This is a genomic window from Pantoea sp. JZ29 (genome assembly GCF_035190385.1).
Classification (GTDB): Bacteria; Pseudomonadota; Gammaproteobacteria; order Enterobacterales; family Enterobacteriaceae; genus Pantoea; species Pantoea stewartii.
Window position 1 is genome coordinate 1,109,181 of sequence record NZ_CP045241.1, and the last position, 24,464, is coordinate 1,133,644.

23 protein-coding genes are annotated in these 24,464 nt (G+C 55.1%); 19 read left to right on the forward strand and 4 right to left on the reverse strand.

Annotated features, from left to right (window positions below; translation table 11 throughout):
• Nucleotides 1-20: 20 nt before the first annotated feature.
• The 10 genes from rseA to acpS all read left to right on the forward strand — a co-directional run bounded on the left by rseA (nucleotide 21) and on the right by acpS (nucleotide 8,779).
• A complete protein-coding gene (rseA, locus tag GC090_RS05340; RefSeq protein WP_033740931.1) occupies nucleotides 21-674 on the forward strand; it encodes an anti-sigma-E factor RseA in 654 nt (217 codons plus the stop codon).
• Complete coding sequence (gene rseB, locus GC090_RS05345; protein WP_006120511.1) at nucleotides 674-1,630, forward strand: sigma-E factor regulatory protein RseB; 957 nt, start codon at nucleotides 674-676, stop codon at nucleotides 1,628-1,630. Before rseA ends, rseB begins: the two co-directional genes overlap by 1 nt.
• Complete coding sequence (rseC, locus tag GC090_RS05350) at nucleotides 1,627-2,091, forward strand: SoxR-reducing system protein RseC (protein ID WP_039340029.1); 465 nt, start codon at nucleotides 1,627-1,629, stop codon at nucleotides 2,089-2,091. The genes rseB and rseC overlap by 4 nt, the downstream gene beginning before the upstream one ends.
• A 219-nt stretch (nucleotides 2,092-2,310) precedes the next feature.
• Complete coding sequence (gene lepA / locus GC090_RS05355; RefSeq protein ID WP_039340027.1) at nucleotides 2,311-4,110, forward strand: translation elongation factor 4; 1,800 nt, start codon at nucleotides 2,311-2,313, stop codon at nucleotides 4,108-4,110.
• A gap of 9 nt (nucleotides 4,111-4,119) precedes the next feature.
• On the forward strand, nucleotides 4,120-5,094 hold the full coding sequence (gene lepB / locus GC090_RS05360; RefSeq protein ID WP_006120515.1) for a signal peptidase I: 975 nt from the start codon (nucleotides 4,120-4,122) through the stop codon (nucleotides 5,092-5,094).
• A 130-nt stretch (nucleotides 5,095-5,224) separates the two neighbouring features.
• Nucleotides 5,225-5,905 carry a ribonuclease III gene (gene rnc / locus GC090_RS05365; protein ID WP_006120517.1) on the forward strand — a complete coding sequence of 227 codons (681 nt, stop codon included), beginning with the start codon at nucleotides 5,225-5,227 and terminating at the stop codon, nucleotides 5,903-5,905.
• 48 nt (nucleotides 5,906-5,953) lie between these two features.
• Nucleotides 5,954-6,859, forward strand: coding sequence for a GTPase Era (gene era, locus GC090_RS05370; RefSeq protein WP_033740928.1), 906 nt, complete (start codon nucleotides 5,954-5,956; stop codon nucleotides 6,857-6,859).
• A 4-nt stretch (nucleotides 6,860-6,863) separates the two neighbouring features.
• Nucleotides 6,864-7,595: a DNA repair protein RecO gene (recO, locus tag GC090_RS05375; protein WP_039340024.1), complete on the forward strand. Its 732-nt coding sequence runs from the start codon at nucleotides 6,864-6,866 to the stop codon at nucleotides 7,593-7,595.
• Nucleotides 7,596-7,667: 72 nt separating this feature from the next.
• On the forward strand, nucleotides 7,668-8,399 hold the full coding sequence (gene pdxJ, locus GC090_RS05380; RefSeq protein ID WP_033740925.1) for a pyridoxine 5'-phosphate synthase: 732 nt from the start codon (nucleotides 7,668-7,670) through the stop codon (nucleotides 8,397-8,399).
• Nucleotides 8,399-8,779: a holo-ACP synthase gene (gene acpS / locus GC090_RS05385; protein ID WP_006120525.1), complete on the forward strand. Its 381-nt coding sequence runs from the start codon at nucleotides 8,399-8,401 to the stop codon at nucleotides 8,777-8,779. Before pdxJ ends, acpS begins: the two co-directional genes overlap by 1 nt.
• Here the strand turns inward: acpS and GC090_RS05390 are convergent.
• The gene (locus GC090_RS05390) at nucleotides 8,776-9,024 is read right to left on the reverse strand and encodes a YfhL family 4Fe-4S dicluster ferredoxin (RefSeq protein WP_324021035.1); all 249 of its coding nucleotides are present in this window, start codon (nucleotides 9,022-9,024) and stop codon (nucleotides 8,776-8,778) included. The genes acpS and GC090_RS05390 overlap by 4 nt on opposite strands.
• 263 nt (nucleotides 9,025-9,287) lie before the next feature.
• Nucleotides 9,288-10,127 (reverse strand): MurR/RpiR family transcriptional regulator, encoded by an 840-nt coding sequence (locus tag GC090_RS05395; RefSeq protein ID WP_006120655.1) that lies wholly within the window; start codon nucleotides 10,125-10,127, stop codon nucleotides 9,288-9,290.
• Nucleotides 10,128-10,282: 155 nt separating this feature from the next.
• Between GC090_RS05395 and yfhb the strand changes: the two genes are divergently transcribed.
• Both yfhb and tadA read left to right on the forward strand, forming a co-directional pair.
• Nucleotides 10,283-10,921: a phosphatidylglycerophosphatase C gene (yfhb, locus tag GC090_RS05400; RefSeq protein ID WP_039340020.1), complete on the forward strand. Its 639-nt coding sequence runs from the start codon at nucleotides 10,283-10,285 to the stop codon at nucleotides 10,919-10,921.
• Nucleotides 10,922-10,993: 72 nt separating this feature from the next.
• Nucleotides 10,994-11,488 carry a tRNA adenosine(34) deaminase TadA gene (gene tadA / locus GC090_RS05405; RefSeq protein ID WP_006120653.1) on the forward strand — a complete coding sequence of 165 codons (495 nt, stop codon included), beginning with the start codon at nucleotides 10,994-10,996 and terminating at the stop codon, nucleotides 11,486-11,488.
• Here the strand turns inward: tadA and mltF are convergent.
• Nucleotides 11,485-12,942 (reverse strand): membrane-bound lytic murein transglycosylase MltF, encoded by a 1,458-nt coding sequence (gene mltF, locus GC090_RS05410; RefSeq protein WP_054633320.1) that lies wholly within the window; start codon nucleotides 12,940-12,942, stop codon nucleotides 11,485-11,487. The two genes, tadA and mltF, sit on opposite strands and share 4 nt — an antisense overlap.
• Nucleotides 12,943-13,212: 270 nt before the next feature.
• Between mltF and purL the strand changes: the two genes are divergently transcribed.
• The 6 genes from purL (at nucleotide 13,213) to glnB (ending at nucleotide 21,535) form a co-directional block, all read left to right on the forward strand.
• Nucleotides 13,213-17,103, forward strand: a complete 3,891-nt coding sequence (purL, locus tag GC090_RS05415; protein ID WP_324021037.1) for a phosphoribosylformylglycinamidine synthase — start codon at nucleotides 13,213-13,215, stop codon at nucleotides 17,101-17,103.
• Nucleotides 17,104-17,155: 52 nt separating this feature from the next.
• A complete protein-coding gene (locus tag GC090_RS05420; RefSeq protein ID WP_172912852.1) occupies nucleotides 17,156-17,446 on the forward strand; it encodes a hypothetical protein in 291 nt (96 codons plus the stop codon).
• 223 nt (nucleotides 17,447-17,669) lie between these two features.
• A complete protein-coding gene (locus GC090_RS05425; protein ID WP_006120650.1) occupies nucleotides 17,670-19,097 on the forward strand; it encodes a sensor histidine kinase in 1,428 nt (475 codons plus the stop codon).
• A gap of 3 nt (nucleotides 19,098-19,100) precedes the next feature.
• Complete coding sequence (gene qseG, locus GC090_RS05430) at nucleotides 19,101-19,772, forward strand: two-component system QseEF-associated lipoprotein QseG (RefSeq protein ID WP_039340013.1); 672 nt, start codon at nucleotides 19,101-19,103, stop codon at nucleotides 19,770-19,772.
• Complete coding sequence (glrR, locus tag GC090_RS05435) at nucleotides 19,772-21,106, forward strand: two-component system response regulator GlrR (RefSeq protein ID WP_006120648.1); 1,335 nt, start codon at nucleotides 19,772-19,774, stop codon at nucleotides 21,104-21,106. Before qseG ends, glrR begins: the two co-directional genes overlap by 1 nt.
• A 90-nt stretch (nucleotides 21,107-21,196) precedes the next feature.
• On the forward strand, nucleotides 21,197-21,535 hold the full coding sequence (glnB, locus tag GC090_RS05440) for a nitrogen regulatory protein P-II (RefSeq protein WP_003848647.1): 339 nt from the start codon (nucleotides 21,197-21,199) through the stop codon (nucleotides 21,533-21,535).
• 44 nt (nucleotides 21,536-21,579) lie between these two features.
• On the opposite strand, the gene hmpA is transcribed toward glnB, so the two are convergent.
• Complete coding sequence (gene hmpA / locus GC090_RS05445; protein WP_324021042.1) at nucleotides 21,580-22,764, reverse strand: NO-inducible flavohemoprotein; 1,185 nt, start codon at nucleotides 22,762-22,764, stop codon at nucleotides 21,580-21,582.
• 324 nt (nucleotides 22,765-23,088) lie between these two features.
• Here hmpA and glyA point away from each other — a divergent pair, with 324 nt between their 5' ends.
• Complete coding sequence (gene glyA, locus GC090_RS05450; protein ID WP_033740908.1) at nucleotides 23,089-24,342, forward strand: serine hydroxymethyltransferase; 1,254 nt, start codon at nucleotides 23,089-23,091, stop codon at nucleotides 24,340-24,342.
• Nucleotides 24,343-24,464: the final 122 nt, after the last annotated feature.

The window sequence follows — 24,464 nt, forward strand, 5'->3', positions numbered from 1 at the left end:
CTACTGGAAGGGTATTAGGCATGCAGAAAGAAAAACTTTCCGCTTTAATGGATGGTGAGGCTTTAGATAACGCGCTGATTTCAGCCCTGTCTAAGGATGCAGATCTACAAAAAAGCTGGGAACGCTACCATCTGATTCGCGATACCATGCGCGGCGATGTTGGTGAACACCTGCATTTTGATATTTCTGCTCGCGTTGCCGCTGCCATCGAAAACGAGCCACAGCGCAATGTGACGTCCCTGATTCCTGAAGCACAGCCCGAGCCTTCTCGCTGGGAAAAAATGCCGTTCTGGCACAAAGTTCGCCCCTGGGCGGCCCAGATTACGCAGGTCGGCGTCGCCGCCTGTGTTTCCCTGGCGGTAATTGTGGGTGTTCAGCACTATAACCAACCCACCAACGGCAGCGTGGAAAGCTCTGACTCACCGGTATTCAACACCTTGCCAGTGATGGGCAAAGCGTCACCTGTCAGTCTGGGTGTCCCCTCGGATATGTTTGGTTCAGGCAATGCCTCACAACAGGTGCAGGACCAGCGTCGCCGCGTGAACGCCATGCTGCAGGACTACGAACTTCAGCGTCGTCTGCACGCCGATCAGCTGCAGTTCGAAACCAATGCGCCAAAACAAGCGCAGGCCAATGTACCGGGTAATCAGTCATTAGGAATGCAGCAGCAGTAATGAAGCCGCTATGGTATGCCGTTAGTCTTCTGACGGGCAGCCTGTTGTGGTCCACTGCCGCCCCAGCGCAGGTTTCTGCGTCTGGGGCGTTATTACAGCAGATGGAGCAGGCAAGTCAGACGCTCAACTACGAATTCGCCTACATCAACGTTTCCCGTCTTGGTATGGAATCGCTCCGTTATCGTCACGCAGTAATCGACGATCGCGTCTATGCACAGATTCTGCAGATGGACGGTCCGCGTCGCGAAGTCATTCAGCGCGGCAACGACATCAGCTATTTCGAACCGGGTATTGAGCCTTTCTCGCTTCCCGGCAATCATATCGTCGATGCGTTGCCATCGATTATCTACGCCGACTTTGCCAAGCTTGATGCGGCTTATGACTTTATTACCGTCGGCCGTTCCCGCATTGCCGATCAAATGTGTGATGTGGTGCGCGTAGTGTCGCGCGATGGCACGCGCTACAGCTATGTTGTATGGCTGGATGTGGATACCAAGCTGCCGCTGCGCGTAGATCTGCTGGATCGTGACGGTGAAACGATGGAACAGTTTCGCGTGATCAGCTTCGCGGTGGATGATGGCGTACGCAACCTGATGCAGGGCCTTGAAAAAGCCAATCTGCCGCCGTCGCTCTCATTAACCAAATCAGACAACGCGACGCTGGACTGGGAGCCCGCCTGGCTTCCCGCAGGGATGACGCTCGTTTCCCAAAGCCGGCGTATGCTTCCCGCGTTAAATAAATCCCTTGAATCCCGGCTGTACAGCGATGGTCTGTTTAGCTTTGCTGTAAACGTTACGCCGGCAGATAAAAACAGCGTCGCACAGACATTGCGCACGGGACGTCGTACGGTGGAAACCGTAATACGCGATAATTACGAAATTACGGTCGTTGGCGAGTTACCGCCTGCGACGGCCAAACGTATCGCGGACAGTGTTAATCCTGGGGCAAAAAAATGATGAGAGAATGGGCCACCGTGGTGGCATGGCAGGATGGTATCGCGACACTGCATACCGAAGCCAAAACCTCCTGCAACAGCTGCCAGGCACGCAAAGGCTGTGGCAGCCATATGCTGAATAAGCTGGGGCCAAAGAATGCGCATGTGATGCAAATCGCCAGCAGCAAGCCCCTGGCTCCGGGCCAACGTGTCGAACTGGGCATCAAAGAGAGCAGCCTGCTCGGTTCGGCACTGCTGGTATACATGACGCCGCTGTTTGGCCTGTTTCTGTTCGCAGGTCTGTTCCAGGCCCTGTTCGGCAGCGACCTGGCCGCCGCCTGCGGCGCGCTGTTAGGCGGAGTTGGCGGCTTTATCGTCGCCAAAGGCATTTCCATGAAATTTGGCGATCGTGAGGCCTTCCAGCCGGTTATCCTCAATATCGCCTTGCCCCCAGATGCGCTTCGTGTTGAAAGCGAAGCCTGACCCCTGCTTAAGCCGCACTTGTTGCGGCTTTTGTCTTAAGCCTGACGCGCAAAAAACTGTTTCGTTTCCACGACGTTCCATTCTTTTATGCGCGGCCTTAACAGTGTAATATGCGTCGTCATTAATGAGGCTGACAGGATTGTGGGTTAAGAGCGATCTTCCTGAATGTGTCTGTGCTCAGGTTTCTAACTGATTCTCTACGTGAAGATATCTCTATAAATGAAGCACATAAGAAATTTCTCCATCATCGCCCACATTGACCACGGTAAATCCACGCTTTCTGACCGCTTGATTCAGATCTGTGGCGGATTAACTGACCGCGAGATGGCCGCGCAGGTTCTGGACTCAATGGACCTAGAGCGTGAACGTGGTATTACCATCAAAGCACAGAGCGTGACGCTCGATTACAAAGCCCAAGACGGCGAAACTTACCAGCTCAATTTTATCGACACGCCGGGACACGTTGACTTCTCATACGAAGTTTCCCGCTCACTAGCCGCCTGTGAGGGTGCGCTGCTGGTGGTGGATGCCGGGCAGGGCGTTGAAGCGCAAACCCTGGCTAACTGCTACACCGCGATTGAGATGGATCTGGAAGTCGTGCCGGTGCTGAATAAAATCGATTTGCCTGCCGCCGATCCTGAACGTGCTGCACAGGAAATCGAAGATATTGTCGGTATTGATGCCACCGATGCCGTGCGTTGCTCGGCGAAAACCGGTGTCGGCGTACCTGAAGTGCTGGAGCGCCTGGTGCGCGATATTCCGCCGCCAGAAGGCGATCCGGAAGGGCCGCTGCAGGCACTGATTATCGACTCCTGGTTCGATAACTACCTGGGTGTTGTCTCACTGGTTCGTGTGAAAAACGGCACCATGCGTAAAGGCGATAAAATCAAGGTACTGAGTACCGGCCAGGTTTATAACGCCGATCGACTGGGCATTTTCACGCCGAAACAGGTTGACCGCACTGAACTGAACTGTGGCGAAGTCGGCTGGCTGGTCTGCGCCATTAAAGACATTCTGGGCGCGCCGGTGGGCGATACCCTGACAACAGCACGTAACCCGGCGGACAAAGCGCTGCCTGGCTTTAAAAAAGTGAAGCCGCAGGTTTACGCCGGTCTGTTCCCGATTAGTTCTGATGACTACGAAGCGTTTCGTGATGCGCTGGGCAAGCTGAGCCTGAACGATGCTTCTCTGTTCTACGAGCCAGAGAGTTCAACCGCGCTGGGCTTTGGCTTCCGTTGCGGCTTCCTGGGTCTGCTGCACATGGAGATCATTCAGGAACGTCTGGAACGTGAGTACGATCTCGATCTGATCACGACCGCACCGACGGTGGTGTACGAAGTGGAAACCACGGGCGGCGAAGTCATTTATGTGGACAGCCCCTCGAAGCTGCCACCGCTCAATAACATTGAAGAGTTGCGTGAACCGATTGCGGAGTGTCACATGCTGCTGCCGCAGGAATACCTGGGCAACGTCATTACGCTGTGCATCGAGAAACGTGGCGTTCAGACAAATATGGTTTACCACGGCAATCAGGTTGCGCTGACCTATGAGATTCCAATGGCTGAAGTGGTGCTCGACTTCTTTGACCGTTTGAAATCAACATCGCGCGGCTATGCTTCACTGGACTACAATTTTAAACGTTTTCAGGCCTCTGACATGGTGCGCGTCGACGTGCTGATTAACTCAGAACGCGTTGATGCGCTGGCGCTGATTACCCACCGTGATAACGCACCTTATCGTGGACGTGAGCTGGTTGAGAAAATGAAAGACCTCATCCCACGTCAACAATTTGATATTGCGATTCAGGCGGCAATCGGCAACCACATTATCGCTCGCTCAACCGTCAAACAGCTGCGTAAGAACGTCCTTGCCAAGTGTTACGGCGGTGACGTCAGTCGTAAGAAAAAGCTGTTGCAGAAGCAGAAAGAGGGTAAGAAGCGAATGAAGCAGGTCGGTAACGTTGAACTGCCGCAGGAAGCATTCCTCGCCATTCTGCATGTCGGAAAAGACAGCAAATAAGGATCTTAAATGGCTAATATGTTCGCGCTAGTCCTGGCGATAGCGACATTGATTACTGGTATTCTCTGGGTGATCGATCGTATCAAGTGGGCACCACAGCGCCGGGCGCTGCAGGCGGCGGCACAGGCGCAGTCAGGCGGCACGCTCGATAAAAAAACGCTGGCAAAAATGGCACCTAAGCCGGGCTGGATTGAAACCGCTGCCTCCGTATTTCCGGTGCTGGCCGTGGTATTCTTTGTGCGCTCATTTGTGTATGAGCCTTTCCAGATCCCGTCAGGATCGATGATGCCCACGCTGCTGATTGGTGACTTTATCCTGGTCGAGAAGTTTGCTTACGGCATTAAAGACCCGATTACGCAAACCACGCTGATTCCTACCGGTCATCCTAAGCGTGGCGATATTGCGGTCTTTAAATACCCAAAAGATCCCAGCCTGGACTACATCAAGCGCGTGATTGGCCTGCCGGGCGATCGTGTAACCTATGATCCCTACAGTAAAACGCTGACCATTAATCCGGCCTGCGATAATGGCAAGCCTTGCAGCAAAGCGTTGCCAGTGACCTACAGTAACATTGAGCCAAGCAAGTTTGTTCAGACGTTTAGCGGGTTTGATGGTAACGAAGCCGGTAACGGGTTCTACCAGGTGCCGCTGAATGAAACCATGCGCGGTGGATTACGTCTGGCCACGCGCAAAGAAACGCTGGGCAATGTGACGCATGACATTCTGTTGGTGACGGAAGCACAAAGCCAGGCGAGCATGTACTATCAGCAGCCCGGCCAGCCGCAGGCGAGCTGGGTTGTGCCGCAGGGGCAGTATTTCATGATGGGTGATAACCGTGACAACAGCGCCGACAGTCGCTACTGGGGTTTTGTTCCCGAGCGCAATCTGGTCGGTAAAGCGGTCGCCATCTGGATGAGCTTTGAAAAACAAGAAGGCCAGTGGCCAACCGGCGTACGACTGAGTCGTATCGGCGGTATCCATTAAGCCAGCCTGAGAGTCAGGCAAAATAGGGTGGCCTCCGTCATGGGGGCCACTGCACACCAAACAGAATGTGTTGGATTCTCAGCCCTGTTTGGTATGCAGAGTGACAGACGCAAAACAGAACTGGAATCGCATGAACCCCATCCTGATTAACAAGCTTCAGCGCAAACTGGGCTACACTTTTACACATTCTGAACTTTTACAGCAGGCGTTGACGCATCGCAGCGCCAGTAGCAAGCATAACGAACGCCTGGAGTTTTTAGGCGATTCGATTCTGAGCTACGTGATTGCAAATGCGCTCTACCACCGTTTTCCGCGTGTGGATGAGGGCGACATGAGCCGCATGCGCGCGACGCTGGTGCGCGGTAATACGCTGGCAGAGATGGCGCGTGAATTCGATTTGGGTGAATGCCTGCGTCTGGGGCCCGGCGAATTAAAAAGCGGCGGCTTCCGTCGTGAATCTATTCTGGCGGACACCGTGGAAGCGCTGATTGGTGGTGTCTTCCTCGACAGTAATATTCAGACGGTCGAAAAGCTGATCCTTGACTGGTATCAGACGCGCCTGGACGAAATCAGTCCGGGTGATAAACAAAAAGATCCGAAAACGCGCCTGCAGGAATACCTGCAGGGCCGTCATCTGCCGCTGCCAAGTTACTTAGTGGTGCAGGTTCGCGGCGAAGCCCACGATCAGGAATTTACCATTCACTGTCAGGTGAGTGGTATGGCAGAACCGGTGGTGGGCGTGGGCTCCAGCCGCCGTAAAGCTGAACAAGCAGCGGCTGAACAGGCGCTGATTAAACTCGGTCTGGAATAACAGTATTATCCCGGCGCCGCAACCGGCGCTGAAAACCTCAGGACTCGAATGAGCGAAAATGTTACATACAGCGGCTTTGTCGCGATAGTTGGCCGGCCTAACGTCGGTAAATCCACCTTACTGAACCAGTTACTGGGGCAGAAGGTTTCAATTACGTCGCGTAAGCCGCAAACCACCCGTCACCGCATTATGGGCATCCATACGGAAGGCGCTTATCAGGCGATTTACGTGGATACGCCCGGCCTGCATATGGAAGAGAAGCGGGCGATCAACCGCCTGATGAACCGTGCGGCCAGCAGTTCTATCGGTGACGTTGAACTGATCATCTTTGTGGTTGAAGGCACGCGCTGGACGCCCGACGACGAGATGGTGTTAAACAAGTTGCGCGATGGCAAAGTGCCGGTTCTGCTGGCGATCAATAAAATCGACAACATCCAGGATAAAAGCGTCCTGTTACCGCACCTGCAGTTCCTCAGCGAGCAGATGAACTTTATTGATATCGTGCCGGTTTCGGCCGAAAGCGGTAAAAATGTCGACACCATCGCCGCCATCGCCCGCAAGCATCTGCCGGAATCTGACCATCACTTCCCGGAAGATTACATTACCGATCGCTCACAGCGCTTTATGGCATCCGAAATTATCCGTGAAAAGCTGATGCGTTTCCTCGGTGCGGAACTGCCTTACTCGGTCACAGTCGAAATCGAACAGTTTGTGTCTAACGCGCGTGGCGGTTATGACATCAACGGTTTGATTCTGGTCGAGCGCGAAGGGCAGAAAAAAATGGTGATTGGCAATAAAGGCGCCAAAATCAAAACCATTGGTATTGAAGCGCGTAAGGACATGGAAGAGATGTTCGATGCCAAAGTGCATCTCGAACTGTGGGTTAAAGTTAAATCCGGCTGGGCAGATGACGAACGTGCGCTGCGTAGTCTGGGTTACACAGACGATCTCTGAATAAATGGAAGGCTGGCAACGCGCCTTTGTGCTGCATAGTCGTCCTTTCAGCGAAACCAGTCTGCTGCTTGACCTGTTTAGTGAAAGTGAAGGCCGTGTTCGTGTCCTGGCAAAAGGAGCACGATCACGGCGTTCTCAGTTAAAAGGCACACTTCAGCCTTTTACCCCGCTGCTGGTGCGCTGGAGCGGTCGTGGTGAGGTGAAAACGCTGCGCAATGCCGAAGCGGTTTCGCTTGCTCTCCCCCTCAGTGGTATCACGCTTTACTGCGGCCTGTACGTCAACGAGCTGTTGTCTCGGGTACTGGAACAGCACATCCCCTTTTCCGACCTGTTTTTTGACTATCTGCAATGTATCCAGACGCTGGCCGCCGCCGAGGGTTCACCCGAACCTGCACTGCGTCGTTTCGAGCTGGCGCTGTTAGGGCACCTAGGCTATGGCGTGGATTTCCTGCACTGCGCAGGCAGTGGTGAACCGGTCAGTGAAGACATGACCTACAGCTACCGGGAAGAGAAGGGCTTCATCGCCAGTCTGGTGCTCAATCAGCGCAGCTTTACAGGTAAACACCTGCAGGCGCTCTCCACGCGTGAATTTCCCGATGCGGATGCCCTGCGCGCGGCGAAGCGCTTTACCCGCATGGCGCTAAAACCCTACCTGGGGGGCAAACCGTTAAAAAGTCAGGAGCTTTTCCGTCAGTTTACACCGAAAAAAAAGCCCGATATTGCCGGCGAGCCCTGATGCGGGTCGTAGCGGAATCGCATCACGGCGCGTTACACTCCATACAATGACCATAATGAACCGAGGATTGTCATGGCTGAGTTACTGTTAGGCGTTAACATCGACCACATTGCTACCGTCCGCAACGCGCGTGGCACCCATTACCCTGATCCGGTCCAGGCGGCCTTTATCGCCGAACAGGCGGGCGCGGATGGGATCACGGTGCACCTGCGGGAAGATCGCCGCCACATTACCGACCGCGACGTGCGTATTCTGCGTGATACCATCGAAACGCGGATGAATCTCGAAATGGCGGTCACCGATGAGATGCTGAACATCGCGTGTGATATCAAACCGCACTTCTGCTGCTTGGTGCCGGAAAAGCGTGAGGAAGTGACCACCGAAGGCGGACTGGATGTCGCCGGACAACAGGAAAAACTTAACGCCGCGGTAAAAAAACTCAGTGAGGCGGGCATTTTGGTATCCCTGTTTATCGATCCCGATCACCGGCAAATCGAAGCGGCTGTCACCAGCGGCGCGCCTTATATTGAAATTCATACCGGTGCCTATGCTGAAGCCCCTGAAGGCCCGGCACGCGACGCTGAGCTGGCCCGGATCCGTCAGGCGGCCACCTTTGCGGCCAGCCGCGGATTAAAAGTTAACGCCGGTCACGGTCTGACTTACCACAATGTCCTGCCGATTGCCGCGCTGCCGGAAATGCATGAGCTGAACATCGGTCATGCGATCATTGGTCGGGCGGTGATGAGCGGCCTGCCTGACGCCGTCAAAGCCATGAAACAGCTGCTGCGAGAAGCGCGTCGCTAATGGCTATTCTGGGACTGGGCAGCGATATCGTCGAAATAGAGCGGATTGCCGATGTGATTTCTCGCTCTGGCGATCGACTGGCGCGTCGCGTGCTGAGTGAGGCCGAATGGCAGCAGTATCAGCAGCATCGTCAGCCGGTGCGTTTTCTGGCTAAACGTTTCGCCGTTAAAGAAGCGGCAGCCAAAGCGTTTGGCACCGGCATTCGCGGCGGACTGGCATTCAATCAGTTTGAAGTTTACAACGATGCGCTGGGTAAACCGCTCCTGCGTTTTTTCGATCATGCTGCTGAGGTGGCGCAGCGGCTGGGTGTACAGCATGTCCATGTCACCCTGGCCGACGAGCGCCACTATGCCTGTGCTACGGTCATTATCGAAAGCTAATCGTGCAGGGCAACAAACTTATCCCACAGCGCATCGCGTGATTCGATGTGCTGGGGATCCGTCACAATGGTGTTATCAATAGGGCAAACCCGCTGGCAGGTCGGCACATCATAATGTCCCACACATTCGGTACAGCGGCTCACCTCAATCTCATAAATCATCTCACCCATCGAAATAGCCTGGTTCGGGCATTCGGGTTCACACATATCGCAGTTAATGCATCTTTCTGTAATCAGTAAAGACATCGCGGTTTCTGAGTCAGTAAAGGGAGCAGGGCGTTTCTGCGGCGAACAAGTATGCTCGCCACAGCACCCGAAATAACGCCGTTATAGCACGATGGATCGCCTTCTCCTCGTCACTCAACTAAGGGATCCGGGTCAGGCGCGCTACGCTGCGTACAATAACACAGCGTGTTCCTCGCAAACATGATGCAGATAAATGAACACTCATGTAAGCGGAACGTTACCGGGCCGTTATGAGGATATCGCGCACCCTGAGCCCGGCGCGGCTAAATCAGCTTCTTCACCAGCGCCTCGCTGTGGCGAATATGGCTGGACGCGCGCTCAGGATCGTTCTGTACCAGCGCCATAAAGAGCAGGTCCGTTAACGCCAGCTGGGCGGTAGTCGAGGAGATCGCGGCGCTGCGCGTACTCTGTTCTTCTGCAACGGTGTACAGGCAGTGCGTGGCGCACTGCTGCAAAGTGTTAGGCGTAAAGCCGGTAAAGGCCAGCACGTCCGCGCCCACCCGCACTGCTTCCTGCGCGGCCAGGTTAATCTCACGACGTTCACCCGTGTAAGAGATCGCCAGCAGCACATCGCCGGATGACATGGCCTGTACGCTGGCCAGCAGCGCGTGCATGTCCTGCTCCGCGACGGCATTGATACCAATCTTCATCAGCTTCCAGGAAAAATCTTTTGCCACCAGGCCGGATGCGCCGATTCCGACCAGTAAAATACGGCGTGCGCGCTTAAGCAGCTGCAAGACGGCATTCAGCTTCTCTTCGCTGTTGATATCCAGGGTCGCGCGAATGGCTGACAGCTTTTCTGTCAGTAATTTTTCGCCCACAGCCTTAAGGGGATCGTCACTGAGGATCTGATTATGCACGGTGATGGCATCTTTATCGGCCAGCGATTCGCTCAGTGCCAGCTTGAGTGCCGGAAAACCTTTATATCCCAGTTTTTGCGCAAACTTAACGACGCTGGACTGACTGACGCCAGCTTCTTCTGCCAGCTTTTGTGAACTTAAATGCCGTGCCCGATCCGGTTGTGACAGTAAAAAATCCGCCAGCCGGCGTTCGTTCAGCGCCAGTGAAGGATAAAGCTGGCGAATGCGCAGCAATGAACTCATGCCCAGTCCTCATGATGTAGCGGTGCGTCCGCAAGGAATAAATGATTCTAAAAGCATTGTAGCCACTGGAATAAAAAATGACAGTCATCGCCTCGCTGCGCGAAGATGACTACAATAGAGGCTGTTGATGCATATTCGTTAAAAAGGAGAGCTGTTTGACCAACGAGAGACAACGTCGCGTGGTGTTTTTCGACCTTGATGGCACATTGCACCAACAGGATATGTTTGGCACTTTCATGCGCTATTTGCTGCGCCGCAAGCCCCTGAATCTGCTACTGGTCGTGCCTTTGCTGCCCGTCGTCGGCGCGGGGCTGCTGTTCAAAGGGCGTGCGGCCCGCTGGCCGATGAGCCTGTTGCTCTGGTCAATCACCTTTGGCCGATCTGAAACCACCCTGTTACGACTGGAGGCCGAGTTTGCTCAGTGGTTTCGCCAGCGCGTGAAAGCGTTTCCGGTGGTGCAGAAGCGTCTCAGCGAGTACCTCAGCAGCGATGATGCGGATGTGTGGCTGATTACGGGCTCGCCGCAGTCGCTGGTGGAGCAGGTCTATTACGATTCGGCGTTTCTGCCCAGAGTAAAGTTGATTGCCAGCCAGATGCAGCGCGGCCTGGGGGGGCGCGTGCTGAAATTGCGCTGTCTGGGCCACGAAAAAGTGGTGCAGTTAGAAGAGCACATCGGCACACCACTGCAACTCTATAGTGGTTACAGCGACAGCAAGCAGGACAACCCGTTATTGTTCTTTTGTCAGCATCGCTGGCGCGTCACGCCGGCGGGTGAATTGCAGCAGTTAGAATAACCTGTACTGTGCTTCGGTTTTGCCGGCATGCCCGGTATAATGCGCCGCTTTTTGCTGCCGGGAGTGGTTCGTGTGACACAAGAACAAGATGAATACTGGATGCGCCGGGCGCTGACGCTGGCGCAACGCGCATGGGATGAGGGCGAGGTGCCGGTAGGCGCCGTCCTGGTTCACGGCGACCGCGTCATTGGCGAAGGCTGGAACCGGCCTATCGGTCAGCATGATCCCACCGCGCACGCAGAGATTATGGCGCTTCGTCAGGGCGGGAAAGTACTGGAAAATTACCGTCTGCTGGATACCACGCTTTATGTGACGCTGGAGCCGTGCGTCATGTGCGCCGGCGCGATGGTGCATAGCCGGATAGGTCGTCTGGTTTATGGCGCGCACGATGTGAAAACCGGCGCAGCCGGTTCGCTGATTGACGTGCTGGGCCATCCGGGGATGAACCATCAGGTAAGGTTAGATCACGGCGTGCTGGAAGACGCGTGCGCGGCGCTGCTGAGCGACTTTTTCCGCATGCGTCGTCAGCAACAAAAAGCGCTGCGACAGGCGCAGCGCGAAAGCTAATTCATTGCCACTTGTGGCGAAACGGCAGGATAGCCTTTGCCCATCTCCGCTTCCAGCGCGGCCTGCTGGGCAAGGCGCTTTTCCTGCTCCTGCAAATAGCCCACCAGGCTAATCTCATATTTACGAATATTTTCCACGTAGTTATACGCTTCCTGGCCCCGCGCGTAGCCGTAGGTCGTTTGCGCGTAATAACGCTTCTGGCTCAGCATCGGCAGGCGCAGTTTCACATCAGCCCAACTGTCCGGGTTGCCACCCTGTTTTGCCGTGAGCTTACGGGCATCCAGCATATGAGCATAACCCATGTTGTAGGCGGCCAGCGCAAACCAGATACGTTCGTCTTCCGGAATGGACTGCGGGACTTTATCCATCATATTTTGCAGATACTGGCTGCCGCCGCGAATACTTTGCTCAGGATCGGTTCGATCGCCCACTTCCACGCTGTCGGCAGTATTGCGCGTCAGCATCATCATGCCGCGCACGCCGGTCGGTGATGTTGCCTGCGGATTCCAGTGTGATTCCTGATAGGAGATAGCGGCCAGCAAACGCCAGTCGATATTACTGGCGTATTTCTCAAATAACGGTTTGATATCAGGCAGAACCGTATCAATCGCACGCAGGAAGGTGCGCGTATCCACATAATCAAAGGTGCCAACGTGCCCGAGGTATTTCTCTTCCAGCCGCGCCATTGCGCCTTCTTCGCCCATGCCATTAAAGAAATCCAGCATGGCCGCGTTCAGGCTGTCGTCGCTTTCGCGGGGCATATACCACGTCACCGGCTCTTCATCCGTGACGTCAAAGGCGACCGCCAGTTGTGGATGGATGCGCTGAAGCAGTGCGATGGTGACGGAATCGCCAATCGTATAATCCAGCTTGCCCTCGGCGACGGCCTCAAGTAGCGCTTTCGGGCTTTGATCGGTCGAGATAGCCCAGTCAAGGTCGGGATAGTGATCCGCTCTGGCGCTCTTAAGTGTAGACAGATAAGCCGATCCGGAGGCAACGACGAGCCGTCCCTTTAAATCGCCCAGGTTTTTCGGGCGAGTTTTATCCACACGATAAACCAACTGCTGGGAAACGCTGTAATAGCTGGGGCCCGTCTGATAGCGGTTCAGTCGCTCATTATTATAGATAAGGCCTGCGGCCAGCAAATCGGCTTTGCCGTCGTCAAGCGCATCAAACAGGTCGCTGATATTCGCGCGCACCGTGATTTCCAGCCTGACGCCCAGATAACGGGCGAAACGCTTCGCCAGCTCGTAATCCATCCCGGCCGGTGCTTTATTCACGGTGTAGTAAGTCAACGGTGAGTTTACGGTACTGACCCGTAGCACTCCCCGTGCTTTAATCTGTGAAATCGTATCCTGCCCGCTCCCATGCCAGGGAATGGACGGCCACAGTGCCAGTGCTAACAGCACGGTGAGCAGACCGATAAACAGATAATTTAATTTCAGGCGTTTCAAATAGTTATCTCTCGATGGCTCCAAGGCCTCTGTCTTTTAAGGCAGTATTGATTTTGTTTTAACTCCCAGAGCGAGGGGCATTTTGCGCAACAAACTGAGGTAGAGCAACTTATAAAGCAATTTTTGCGCAATTATCAGCCAAATCTTGTTGGCCATAAATTTTGCGCAAACGGTTTCGTCGCGGAGTGGCTTTCTCTATAATACGCCCCGTTTTCCCCCTGTTGCGCCCAATGAAGCGTCGCACCCGGCGTTTCAAAGACGAGAGATCTTATGATGGAAATTCTGCGTGGTTCGCCCGCCCTGTCGGCATTTCGTGTAAACAAACTGCTGGCCCGCTTTCAGGACGCTCATCTGCCGGTGAGTGATATTTACGCTGAGTACGTCCATTTTGCCGATGTCAGCGCGCCGTTGAGTGAGGATGAAAAATCCCGTCTGCAGCGCCTGCTCAAGTACGGTCCTTCTCTCGCTGAACATGCGCCACAAGGGCGTTTGCTGCTGGTCACGCCACGTCCAGGCACCATTTCGCCATGGTCTTCAAAAGCGACAGATATTGCGCATAACTGCGATCTGTCACAGGTCCGTCGACTGGAGCGCGGTCTGGCGTTTTATGTTCAGGCACCCCAGTTGACGGAAACCCAGTGGCAAACGCTGTCAGCGCTGCTGCATGACCGCATGATGGAAACGGTGTACAGCGACCTCCATCAGGCCGAACAACTGTTTGCCCACCACGAACCTCAACCGGTCAAAAGCGTTGATGTGTTGGGTGAAGGCCGTCAGGCACTGGTTCATGCCAATACATCGCTGGGCCTGGCGCTGGCAGACGACGAAATTGACTACCTGCTGGCAGCCTTTACGAAGCTGGGCCGTAACCCTAACGACATCGAACTCTATATGTTTGCTCAGGCGAACTCCGAGCACTGTCGTCACAAGATTTTTAACGCCGACTGGATTATTGACGGCGAAAAACAGCCGAAATCGCTGTTTAAAATGATTAAGAACACCTTTGAGCAAACGCCGGATTATGTCCTGTCGGCTTATAAAGACAATGCGGCGGTGATGGAAGGCTCTGAAGTAGGACGCTTCTTTGCGGATGCCGAAAACGGGGAATATGGCTACCACCAGGAGGCGGCGCATATTCTGATGAAGGTCGAAACGCATAACCATCCTACGGCGATTTCGCCGTGGCCTGGCGCGGCAACCGGCTCCGGCGGCGAAATTCGTGACGAAGGGGCGACCGGACGGGGCGCGAAGCCGAAAGCCGGTCTGGTCGGCTTCTCGGTGTCGAACCTGCGTATTCCGGGCTTTGAGCAGCCGTGGGAAGAGGATTTTGGCAAGCCCGCGCGCATCGTCAGCGCACTGGACATTATGACTGAAGGCCCTCTGGGCGGCGCGGCGTTTAACAACGAGTTTGGCCGTCCTGCATTGAATGGCTATTTCCGGACCTATGAAGAACAGGTCAACAGCCACAACGGCACCGAACTGCGCGGTTACCACAAGCCGATTATGCTGGCGGGTGGCATCGGGAACATCCGTGCCGATCACGTCCAGAAAGGCGAGATTACTGTCGGGGCAAAGCTGATCGTACTGGGCGGCCCGGCAATGAATATCGGTCTGGGCGGCGGGGCGGCCTCATCTATGGCATCGGGCCAGTCTGACGCTGATCTCGACTTTGCCTCCGTACAGCGTGATAACCCGGAAATGGAACGGCGTTGCCAGGAAGTGATTGACCGCTGCTGGCAGTTAGGCGACGACAACCCGATTCTGTTTATCCACGATGTCGGTGCGGGCGGGCTGTCGAACGCCATGCCTGAGCTGGTCAGCGATGGCGGTCGCGGTGGACGTTTCAACCTGCGTGATATCCTCAGCGATGAGCCAGGGATGAGCCCGCTGGAAGTCTGGTGTAATGAATCGCAAGAGCGTTACGTCATGGCGGTGGCACCCGAAAAGCTGGCTGAATTTGCGGCGATTTGCGAGCGTGAGCGCGCGCCTTTTGCGGTTATCGGTGAAGCCACAGAAGAGCAGCATCTGACGCTCAACGACAGCCACTTTGATAACAGCCCAATTGATATGCCGCTGGATGTGCTGTTGGGGAAAACCCCGAAAATGACGCGCGATGTCGTCAAACAGCAGGCGCAGGGCACACCGTTACACCGTGATGGCATCGTCTTAACGGAGGCGGTGAATCGCGTTCTGCACTTACCGACCGTGGCGGAAAAAACCTTTCTGATCACCATCGGCGATCGCAGTGTGACCGGCATGGTGGCACGGGATCAGATGGTAGGACCCTGGCAGATCCCGGTAGCCAACTGTGCGGTCACGACCGCCAGCCTCGACAGCTATCATGGTGAAGCGTTCGCTCTGGGCGAACGCGCGCCGGTGGCGCTGCTCGACTTTGCCGCCTCAGCACGACTGGCTGTTGGTGAAGCGCTGACAAACCTGGCCGCCACGCCCGTGGGGTCATTGAAGCGTGTGAAACTCTCGGCAAACTGGATGTCAGCCGCGGGTCATCCGGGCGAAGATGCGGGCCTGTATGACGCCGTGAAAGCTGTCGGTGAGGAGCTGTGTCCGGCGCTGGGCATTACTATCCCGGTGGGTAAAGACTCCATGTCGATGAAAACCCGCTGGCAGGAAGGCACTGAACAACGCGAAATGACGTCGCCGCTGTCGCTGGTGATTACCGCCTTTGCTCGTGTCGAAGATGTTCGTCGCAACGTGACGCCTCAACTGATGGCGGATCAGGACAACCTGCTTCTGCTGATCGATCTGGGTAACGGTGCCAATACCCTGGGCGCAACCGCGCTGGCGCAGGTGTATCGTCAACTGGGCGACAAGCCTGCCGATGTACGTGATGTACAGCAACTGGCAGGCTTCTTTAATGCGATGCAGGCGCTGGTCAGCCAACAGAAACTATTGGCCTACCATGACCGTTCCGATGGGGGCCTGCTGGTCACGCTGGCAGAAATGGCCTTTACCGGTCACTGCGGTGTAGATGTTGATATCGCGGCGCTGGGCAGTGATGCGCTGGCGGCGCTGTTTACTGAGGAACTGGGCGCAGTCATTCAGATCAAGGCCGCCGATCGTGAAGGTGTCGAGCAGATTCTGGCTCAACATGGACTGGCGCAGTGCAGTCATGTGCTGGGCAGCGCACAGCCGGGCGATCGCTTCGTGATTCGTTCAGGCGACAGTGCTGTGTACAGCGAAAGTCGCGCCACGCTGCGTACCTGGTGGGCGGAAACCACCTGGCAGATGCAGCGTCTGCGTGATAACCCGGCCTGTGCTGATCAGGAACATCAGGCAAAACAGGACGACAACGATCCGGGTCTTAACGTCAGCCTGACCTTCAGGCCGGAAGAGGACGTTGCCGCGCCGATGATTGCGACAGGTGCCCGTCCGCGCGTGGCCGTGCTGCGTGAGCAGGGTGTTAACTCTCATGTGGAAATGGCCGCAGCCTTTGACCGCGCAGGCTTTACCGCCGTGGACGTTCATATGAGCGATCTGCTGGCAGGACGCATCGATCTGGAACGTTTCCAGGCGTTAGTGGCCTGTGGTGGCTTCTCTTACGGTGACGTACTGGGAGCCGGTGAGGGCTGGGCGAAATCTATCCTGTTCAACCCGCGTGTGCGCGATCAGTTCGAAGCCTTCTTCCATCGTCCGCAAACGCTGGCGCTGGGTGTTTGCAACGGTTGCCAGATGATGTCCAACCTGCGCGAGCTGATTCCTGGCAGCGAACTGTGGCCGCGCTTCGTGCGTAATCAGTCTGAGCGCTTTGAAGCGCGCTTCAGCCTGGTTGAAGTGGCCGCCAGCCCGTCATTACTGCTGGATGGCATGGCGGGTTCGCGGATGCCTGTTGCGGTATCACACGGAGAAGGTTTTGTAGAAGTGCGCGATGGTACTCACCTGGCGGCGCTGGAATCCAAAGGGCTGGTGGCGCTGCGCTTTGTGGACAATAGCGGTAAGGTGACGGAAACCTATCCGGCCAACCCGAACGGTTCGCCAAATGGCATCACTGCCGTGACCAACGAAAGCGGGCGCGTCACCATTATGATGCCGCATCCTGAGCGTGTTTTCCGTACGGTCAGCAACTCCTGGCATCCGGCGGAGTGGGGGGAAGACAGCCCATGGATGCGCATTTTCCGTAACGCGCGCAAACAACTGGGTTAATTGCCGTAAAAAAATGGGGAGGCCAGGTGCCTCCCTTTTTTATGGGCACGAGATGTTGGCAAAAGGAGACAGCCGTCACCTTTTGATGTCGCTGATTGGTGACATCTATCTCTATGATTTTATTATACGGCAGAGGTACGATGAAAATGTGTTGGCATTTGGCGACACATTTGCCAGACCGGATGGTCTGAATGGGCCGCTTTCACTGCTCGCTTACCTGCAAGAGCCTGAACAGAAAGGGTCTTTTATTGTTGGCATGATCTTTGCTATAATTATCGCGCTGCTCATTCACTTGTTTATGAATGCCACCGCGCTGCGGTCAGAGCTCATAAAGCCCGAATGACGCACCAAACGGAGCCTGCCGTCCACCACACCGATAATCGTATGCATTGCATCGTTATCAAGCATCGGACGTAACGTTGAGTTAGGCTCCACCCATTCTCACGCGTGGCTAAGGCGGCGCGTCTGCGGCAGGCCAGATGGTCTGCCGTTTTCTTTTCTGCCTCTTCCTTCTCCGGGCCGACTCCGCTAGCATCCGGTAAGCGTATCTTTATGGAAGCCGTCGCGTGAAAAAATGGCGTTTTTTCCCCCAATCTCTGCGTCAGCTGGTGCTGATGGCCTTTTTGCTGGTGCTCCTGCCCTTACTGGTACTGGCCTGGCAGGCATGGGAAAGCCTCTCCGCACTCAGCAATCAGGCGGCGGACACTAACCGCAACACCTTTACCGATGTCCGGCGCAGCGAAGCCATGGCACGAACCGCCATTGAGCTGGAGCGCAGCTATCGTCAGTATTGCGTACTGGGTGATGCCTCGCTGGCGAAGCTGTATCAGACGCAGCGGATTCGTTACAGCCAGATGCTCAGCTCCCATGCTGATAATCTGCCCGATTTACCGGCTTTTAAGACGCTACGGGACACGCTGCCGCTGTTGGAAACCCTGCAGTGCCAGAACGGTAATCCGATGGGCAGTGCTGCGCAGGCGCTTGACCGTTTTTCCGCAACCAACGCACAACTGGTGCACGACACGCGGGAGGTGGTATTCGCCCGCGGCTTACAGCTTCAGCGCGAAATCGCCGATCGCGGTCAGTTCTTTGGCTGGCAGGCGCTGATTCTGTTCATTATCAGCCTGACACTCACGCTGCTGTTTACCCGCATGATCATCGGTCCGGTCAAAAGTGTCGAACGGATGATTAACCGCCTTGGCGAAGGGCGGGAACTGGGCAGCAGCATGGTGTTTCGGGGGCCACGGGAATTGCGTTCGCTGGGGCAACGTATTGTCTGGCTGAGCGAGCGGCTGCACTGGCTTGAATCTCAGCGACACGAATTTTTACGCCACCTTTCACACGAACTGAAAACCCCGCTGGCCAGTTTGCGTGAAGGCACGGCGCTTCTGGCGGATGAAGTCGCGGGCGTGCTAAATCCGGAGCAGAAAGAAATCGTCTCCATACTCGATACCAGCAGCCGTCATTTGCAGCACCTGATTGAACAATTGCTCGACTACAACCGCAGGCTCGCTGATGGGCCAATCACGCTTGAGGCGATCAAACTGGACGATATCGTGCATGACGTTGTGAATGCCCACGCCCTTTCGGCGCGTAACAAACAGATGCATGTTGAGATCGATCTGAAGGCCACAGATTGCCTGGCTGAGCCTATGCTATTAATGAGCGTAATTGATAACCTCTACTCTAACGCCGTGAACTATGGCAATGAATCCGGTAACATCTGGCTTCGTAGCCAGCAGCAGGGCGATACAGTCATCATTGAGGTCGCTAACAGCGGTACGCCCATTCCCGAGCATGAGCAGGCAATGATCTTTGAGCCCTTTTTTCAGGGCAGCCATCAGCGCAAAGGGCCGGTTAAAGGCAGTGGGCTGGGGTTAAGTATCGCAAAGGATTGTCTGCGCCGCATGCACGGCAACCTGCAACTGGTCAGCCGCGATGACGCGGATGTTTGTTTTCGCATTGAACTGAATACCACCGCCGGGAAAGTCTGAAGTATGAAATTTTTTGCCGCGATTCTTATAAGCGCACTGAGCACCCTGATGCTCAGCGGCTGTGCCTCCTCACCGGCGACCTCGGCATCCCAGCCCGCACCAAACTCTGTCGCGGTGCCTGAAACGCGCCTGGTGGATTATCTGACAACCCGCTGTAGCGATATCTGGCATATTGAAAACACTGCCGCGCTTTCCAATCCCCTTTACTGGATGCGCAGTATTGACTGCGCCGAACGACTTTCGCCCGCGGAAGCCCGCGCCGAGGCGCACCGCTGGCCAGTAGACAGCTGGTCGCGAGCCTTTAAACAGGGCGTACTCATGGCAAATGGCAACGTAACGCCACTGGAACGGCGCGACTATATCACCGAGCTGGACAGCTACAGTGAGCAGTTCCCGCAAAACCTGCGGGCACTCATCCAGCTCTGGCGCAGTAACCAGGCGGCACAGCTGGATTTAAGTGCGCTACGTTCGCGGTACGTCCATCTGCAGCAGAGCAGCGATGCGCAGACGGATGCGCTGCGTCAGCAGCAGATAAAATTACGGCAGCAGTTAAGCGATACGCAAAGCAAGCTGGAGCGGTTAACCGATATCGAACGCCAGCTTTCGTCGCGCAAAACCTCAGAGATGCCAGAAGGCAGTCATGGAACGGCGTTGCCACAAGAGGAAGAGCAGTAATGATAAAACATGCGGCACATCTGCTGCTGGTGGATGATGATCCCAGCCTGCTGAAACTGTTAGGGATGCGGCTGAGCAGCGAAGGCTATCAGGTGACCACCGCAGCCAGTGGGCCTGACGCGCTTCGGCTGTTGCAGAAAGAGAAAATCGATCTGGTGATAAGCGATTTGCGCATGGATGAGATGGACGGCCTGGCGCTTTTTGGCGAAATCCAGAAACGCCATATGGGCTTGCCGGTCATCATTTTAACCGCACACGGTTCGATTCCAGAGGCCGTCGCGGCAACCCAGCAGGGCGTATTTAGCTTTTTAACCAAACCGGTCGATCGCGATGCGCTTTATAAGGCAATCGATGAAGCACTCGCGCAGCGCGTCCCGGTCAGCGACGACCGCTGGCGGGAAGCCATCGTAACACGCAATCCTCAGATGCTGCGCTTACTTGAACAGGCGCACATGGTTGCCCAGTCGGATGTCAGCGTGCTGATCAACGGGCAAAGCGGGACGGGTAAAGAGGTGCTGGCGCAGGCTATCCATGCGGCCAGTCCGCGCGCCGACAAGCCGTTCATCGCGATCAACTGTGGTGCCTTGCCCGAGCAGTTGCTGGAGTCGGAGTTATTTGGTCACGCGAAAGGTGCCTTTACCGGTGCGGTCAGCGCACGCGACGGCCTGTTTAAAGCGGCCGAAGGCGGGACGCTGTTTCTGGACGAAATCGGCGATATGCCGCCCGCGCTGCAGGTGAAACTGCTGCGGGTCATACAGGAGCGTAAAGTCCGGCCGCTTGGCAGCAACAACGATATTGATATCAATGTGCGGATTATCTCCGCCACGCACCGGGATTTACCGAAAGCGATGGAGAAAAACGAATTCCGTGAAGATCTCTTTTATCGCCTGAACGTCGTTAACCTGAAAATACCGGCGCTGCATCAACGTACCGAGGATATTCCGCTGCTGGCTAATCATCTGCTGCGCCAGGCCGCGGACCGTCACAAACCGCAGGTGCGCAGTTTTTCGGTGGATGCGATGAAGCGCCTGATCTCCGCCAGCTGGCCTGGTAACGTGCGTCAGTTAGTGAATGTGATTGAACAGTGCGTGGCGCTCAGTTCCTCGCCGGTGATCAGCGATGCGCTGGTAGAGCAGGCACTGAGCGGCGAAAACAGCGCATTACCAACCTTTGTCGAGGCGCGTAATCAGTTTGAACTCAATTACCTGCGCAAGCTGTTGCAGATGACCAAAGGAAATGTGACCAACGCGGCGCGTCTGGCTGGACGTAACCGTACTGAATTCTATAAGCTGCTGTCACGTCACGAACTGGACGCCAGTGACTTTAAAGAGTAATTTTCTGCCGCACCAGCCTGCAGCATGGCCAGCGACATTTATACTTAAAAAATCCCTCTGACCACGGAGGCCGCGAGGAAAGGGTCTGACATGAAAAAGATCGATGCAATAATTAAACCATTCAAACTTGATGATGTGCGCGAAGCGCTTGCTGAAGTCGGCATCACCGGGATGACCGTAAGCGAAGTGAAAGGCTTTGGCCGTCAGAAAGGGCACACGGAACTCTACCGTGGGGCAGAGTATATGGTGGACTTTCTGCCGAAGGTAAAAATTGAAATGGTGGTAGGCGATGATATCGTGGACACCTGCGTCGAAACCATCATGCGCACCGCGCAAACCGGCAAAATTGGCGACGGCAAGATCTTTGTTTTCGATGTCGCTCGCGTAGTGCGTATCCGTACCGGTGAAGAAGACGAGGAAGCGATTTAATCGTGTCCTTGTCGAAAGCCCGCCTGTCGCGGGCTTTTTTATTATTACATCACTTTATGCGGACCAAACACCTCATAGTGAATCCTGTCCGCCGTCACGCCGACCGCCAGCAGCTGCTGAACGACGAACTGCATAAAGCCCAGCGGCCCACAAAGATAGAAGTGGGTATTCACCTCCTGCAGACGTGGTGAAACGCTCGCCAGATCCATAAGGCCTTGCGCATCATAACGACCTGCATCACCCTGATTTGGCTCGCGATACCAGATATGTTGGGCAAAATCAGGCAACAGGGCACCGGCCGCGCGCACTTCATCTGCAAAGGCATGCTGCTGGCCGTTTTCAGCGGCATGTAACCAGTTGACCGCTGCCGGGTGCTGCCGGGCAGCCAGCGCATGCAGCATGGCCAGCATCGGCGTTTGCCCTACGCCCGCTGAAATCAACGTGACCGGCGTCGTCGGAATTGCCTGGAGAAAAAAATCCCCGTGTGGAGGCGTCAGCTGAATCTCATCGCCTGCTTTGGCCTGTTGATGCAGCCAGCCTGAGACTGTTCCCCCGGCTTCCTGTTTTACCGCAATTCGGTAGGTCTGCGCATTGCTGACGGTGGTGAGTGAGTACTGACGAATTTGCTGATAACGGAAGCCCGCTGGCTGCAGATGCAGTGACACATACTGTCCCGGCCTGAAGGACGCAATGGGTTTACCATCAACAGGAGCGAGGGTAACGCTTTTGATCACGTCACTTTGTTGCTCAATCGCGCTGATGAAGAAGGCTCTCGTGCCGCGCCAGCCGCCTTGCTGGTGTGCCGATGCCTGATAAAGGGCTTCTTCACGCTGGATAAAGATATCGGCCAGCACTGTGTAGGCGCGTCTCCAGGCGGCGAGCACCGCTTCGCCAGGATTCAGCATGGCGTCGATAGAGGAGAGTAAATACTCACCCACAATTTTATATTGCTCAGGTTGGATCGTCAGACTGGCGTGCTTTTGGGCAATTTTTTCGACGGCTGGCCGTAGCGCCGTCAGATTGTCCAGATTGGCCCCGTAGGCGCAAATCGCATTAAACAGCGCTTCACGCTGTGCGCCATTGCGCTGGTTGGCCCTGTTAAAGACATGCTTTAACTCTGGATGATGAGAGAGCATCTGACTGTAAAAATGGGCCGTCAGATCGGGGCCGCATGCGGCAATCGCGGGAAGGGTGGATTTCACAATGTGAATCGTCTTGGCATCAAGCATGGGAATACCTCACTTAAAGTTGCATTTTAAATGCATCTTATGGCCGGGCGTTTTGTTCTGTAAATAGCGTTGTGGTTTACAGGAAGACTGAGCGGCAAATTTTCAGACGGAGAAATGGAAAATTTCCGTTACAGGGTGCGGGGAAAAACAGCGGAAAACCGCTTGCAAAGCGAGCCAAAAACACATCGCCAATGCGAAGCCAAACGTTTGCGTAAAAAGAGGGGATTGGCCCTACCGTCCCCTGGTAAAAGGGTTTACACTGTCTGCCTTCGCCCTTTGGAGGCGTAATTTGCCGATTTAAAGATAGCCAGTCAGGAGATGCGGATGTTAAAGCGTGAAATGAACATTGCCGATTATGATGCCGAGTTGTGGCAGGCGATGGAGCAAGAGAAAGTGCGTCAGGAAGAGCACATTGAACTGATTGCTTCTGAAAACTACACCAGCCCGCGTGTAATGCAGGCGCAAGGTTCACAGCTCACCAACAAATATGCTGAAGGCTATCCTGGCAAACGTTATTACGGCGGCTGCGAGTATGTAGATATTGTTGAGCAGCTGGCTATCGATCGTGCGAAAGCGCTGTTTGGTGCAGATTATGCCAACGTACAGCCGCACTCAGGTTCACAGGCTAACTTTGCTGTGTTTACCGCCCTGCTGCAGCCAGGCGATACCATTCTGGGTATGAACCTCGCGCACGGTGGTCATCTGACGCACGGTTCGCCTGTTAACCTGTCGGGCAAACTCTACAATGTCGTGCCTTACGGTATCGATGAAACCGGTAAAATTGACTACAACGAACTGGCTGAGCTGGCAAAAACGCACCAGCCTAAGATGATCATTGGCGGTTTCTCTGCGTATTCGGGTATTTGCGACTGGGCCAAAATGCGCGAAATCGCAGACAGCGTTGGTGCCTGGTTGTTTGTGGATATGGCGCACGTTGCGGGTCTGATTGCGGCTGACGTTTACCCGAACCCTTTACCGCACGCGCACGTTGTGACTTCTACAACCCACAAAACGCTGGCCGGTCCGCGTGGCGGCATCATTCTGGCGAAAGGTGGCGACGAAGAACTGTACAAAAAGCTTAACTCTGCGGTTTTCCCTGGCGGCCAGGGCGGCCCGCTGATGCACGTCATTGCGGGTAAAGCCGTGGCGTTCAAAGAAGCGATGGAACCCGAGTTCAAAACCTACCAGCAGCAGGTGGCAAAAAACGCGAAAGCGATGGTCGAGGTCTTACTGGAACGCGGTTATAACATCGTGTCAGGCGGCACTTACAACCACCTGTTCCTGATTGATCTGGTGAGCAAAAACCTGACCGGTAAAGAAGCGGATGCGGCACTGGGCCGTGCCAATATCACCGTGAACAAAAACAGCGTGCCGAACGATCCGAAAAGCCCGTTTGTCACCTCCGGTGTACGTATCGGTACCCCAGCGGTCACACGTCGTGGCTTTAAAGAAGCGGACGTGCGTGAACTGGCCGGCTGGATTGCTGACGTGCTGGACGATGTGAACGACGAAGCCACGATTGAACGCACGAAGCAAAAAGTGCTGGATATCTGTGCGCGCCTGCCGGTTTACGCCTGATCCCGTCAGGTGAGTCAACGGTGGAAAAAGGATGGCCCCGGCCATCCTTTTTTATTGCCCGTCTCACGTGGCTCTGACAAAGTATCGACCTCTTAACACGACCGGTCACACTATTGCTGGAG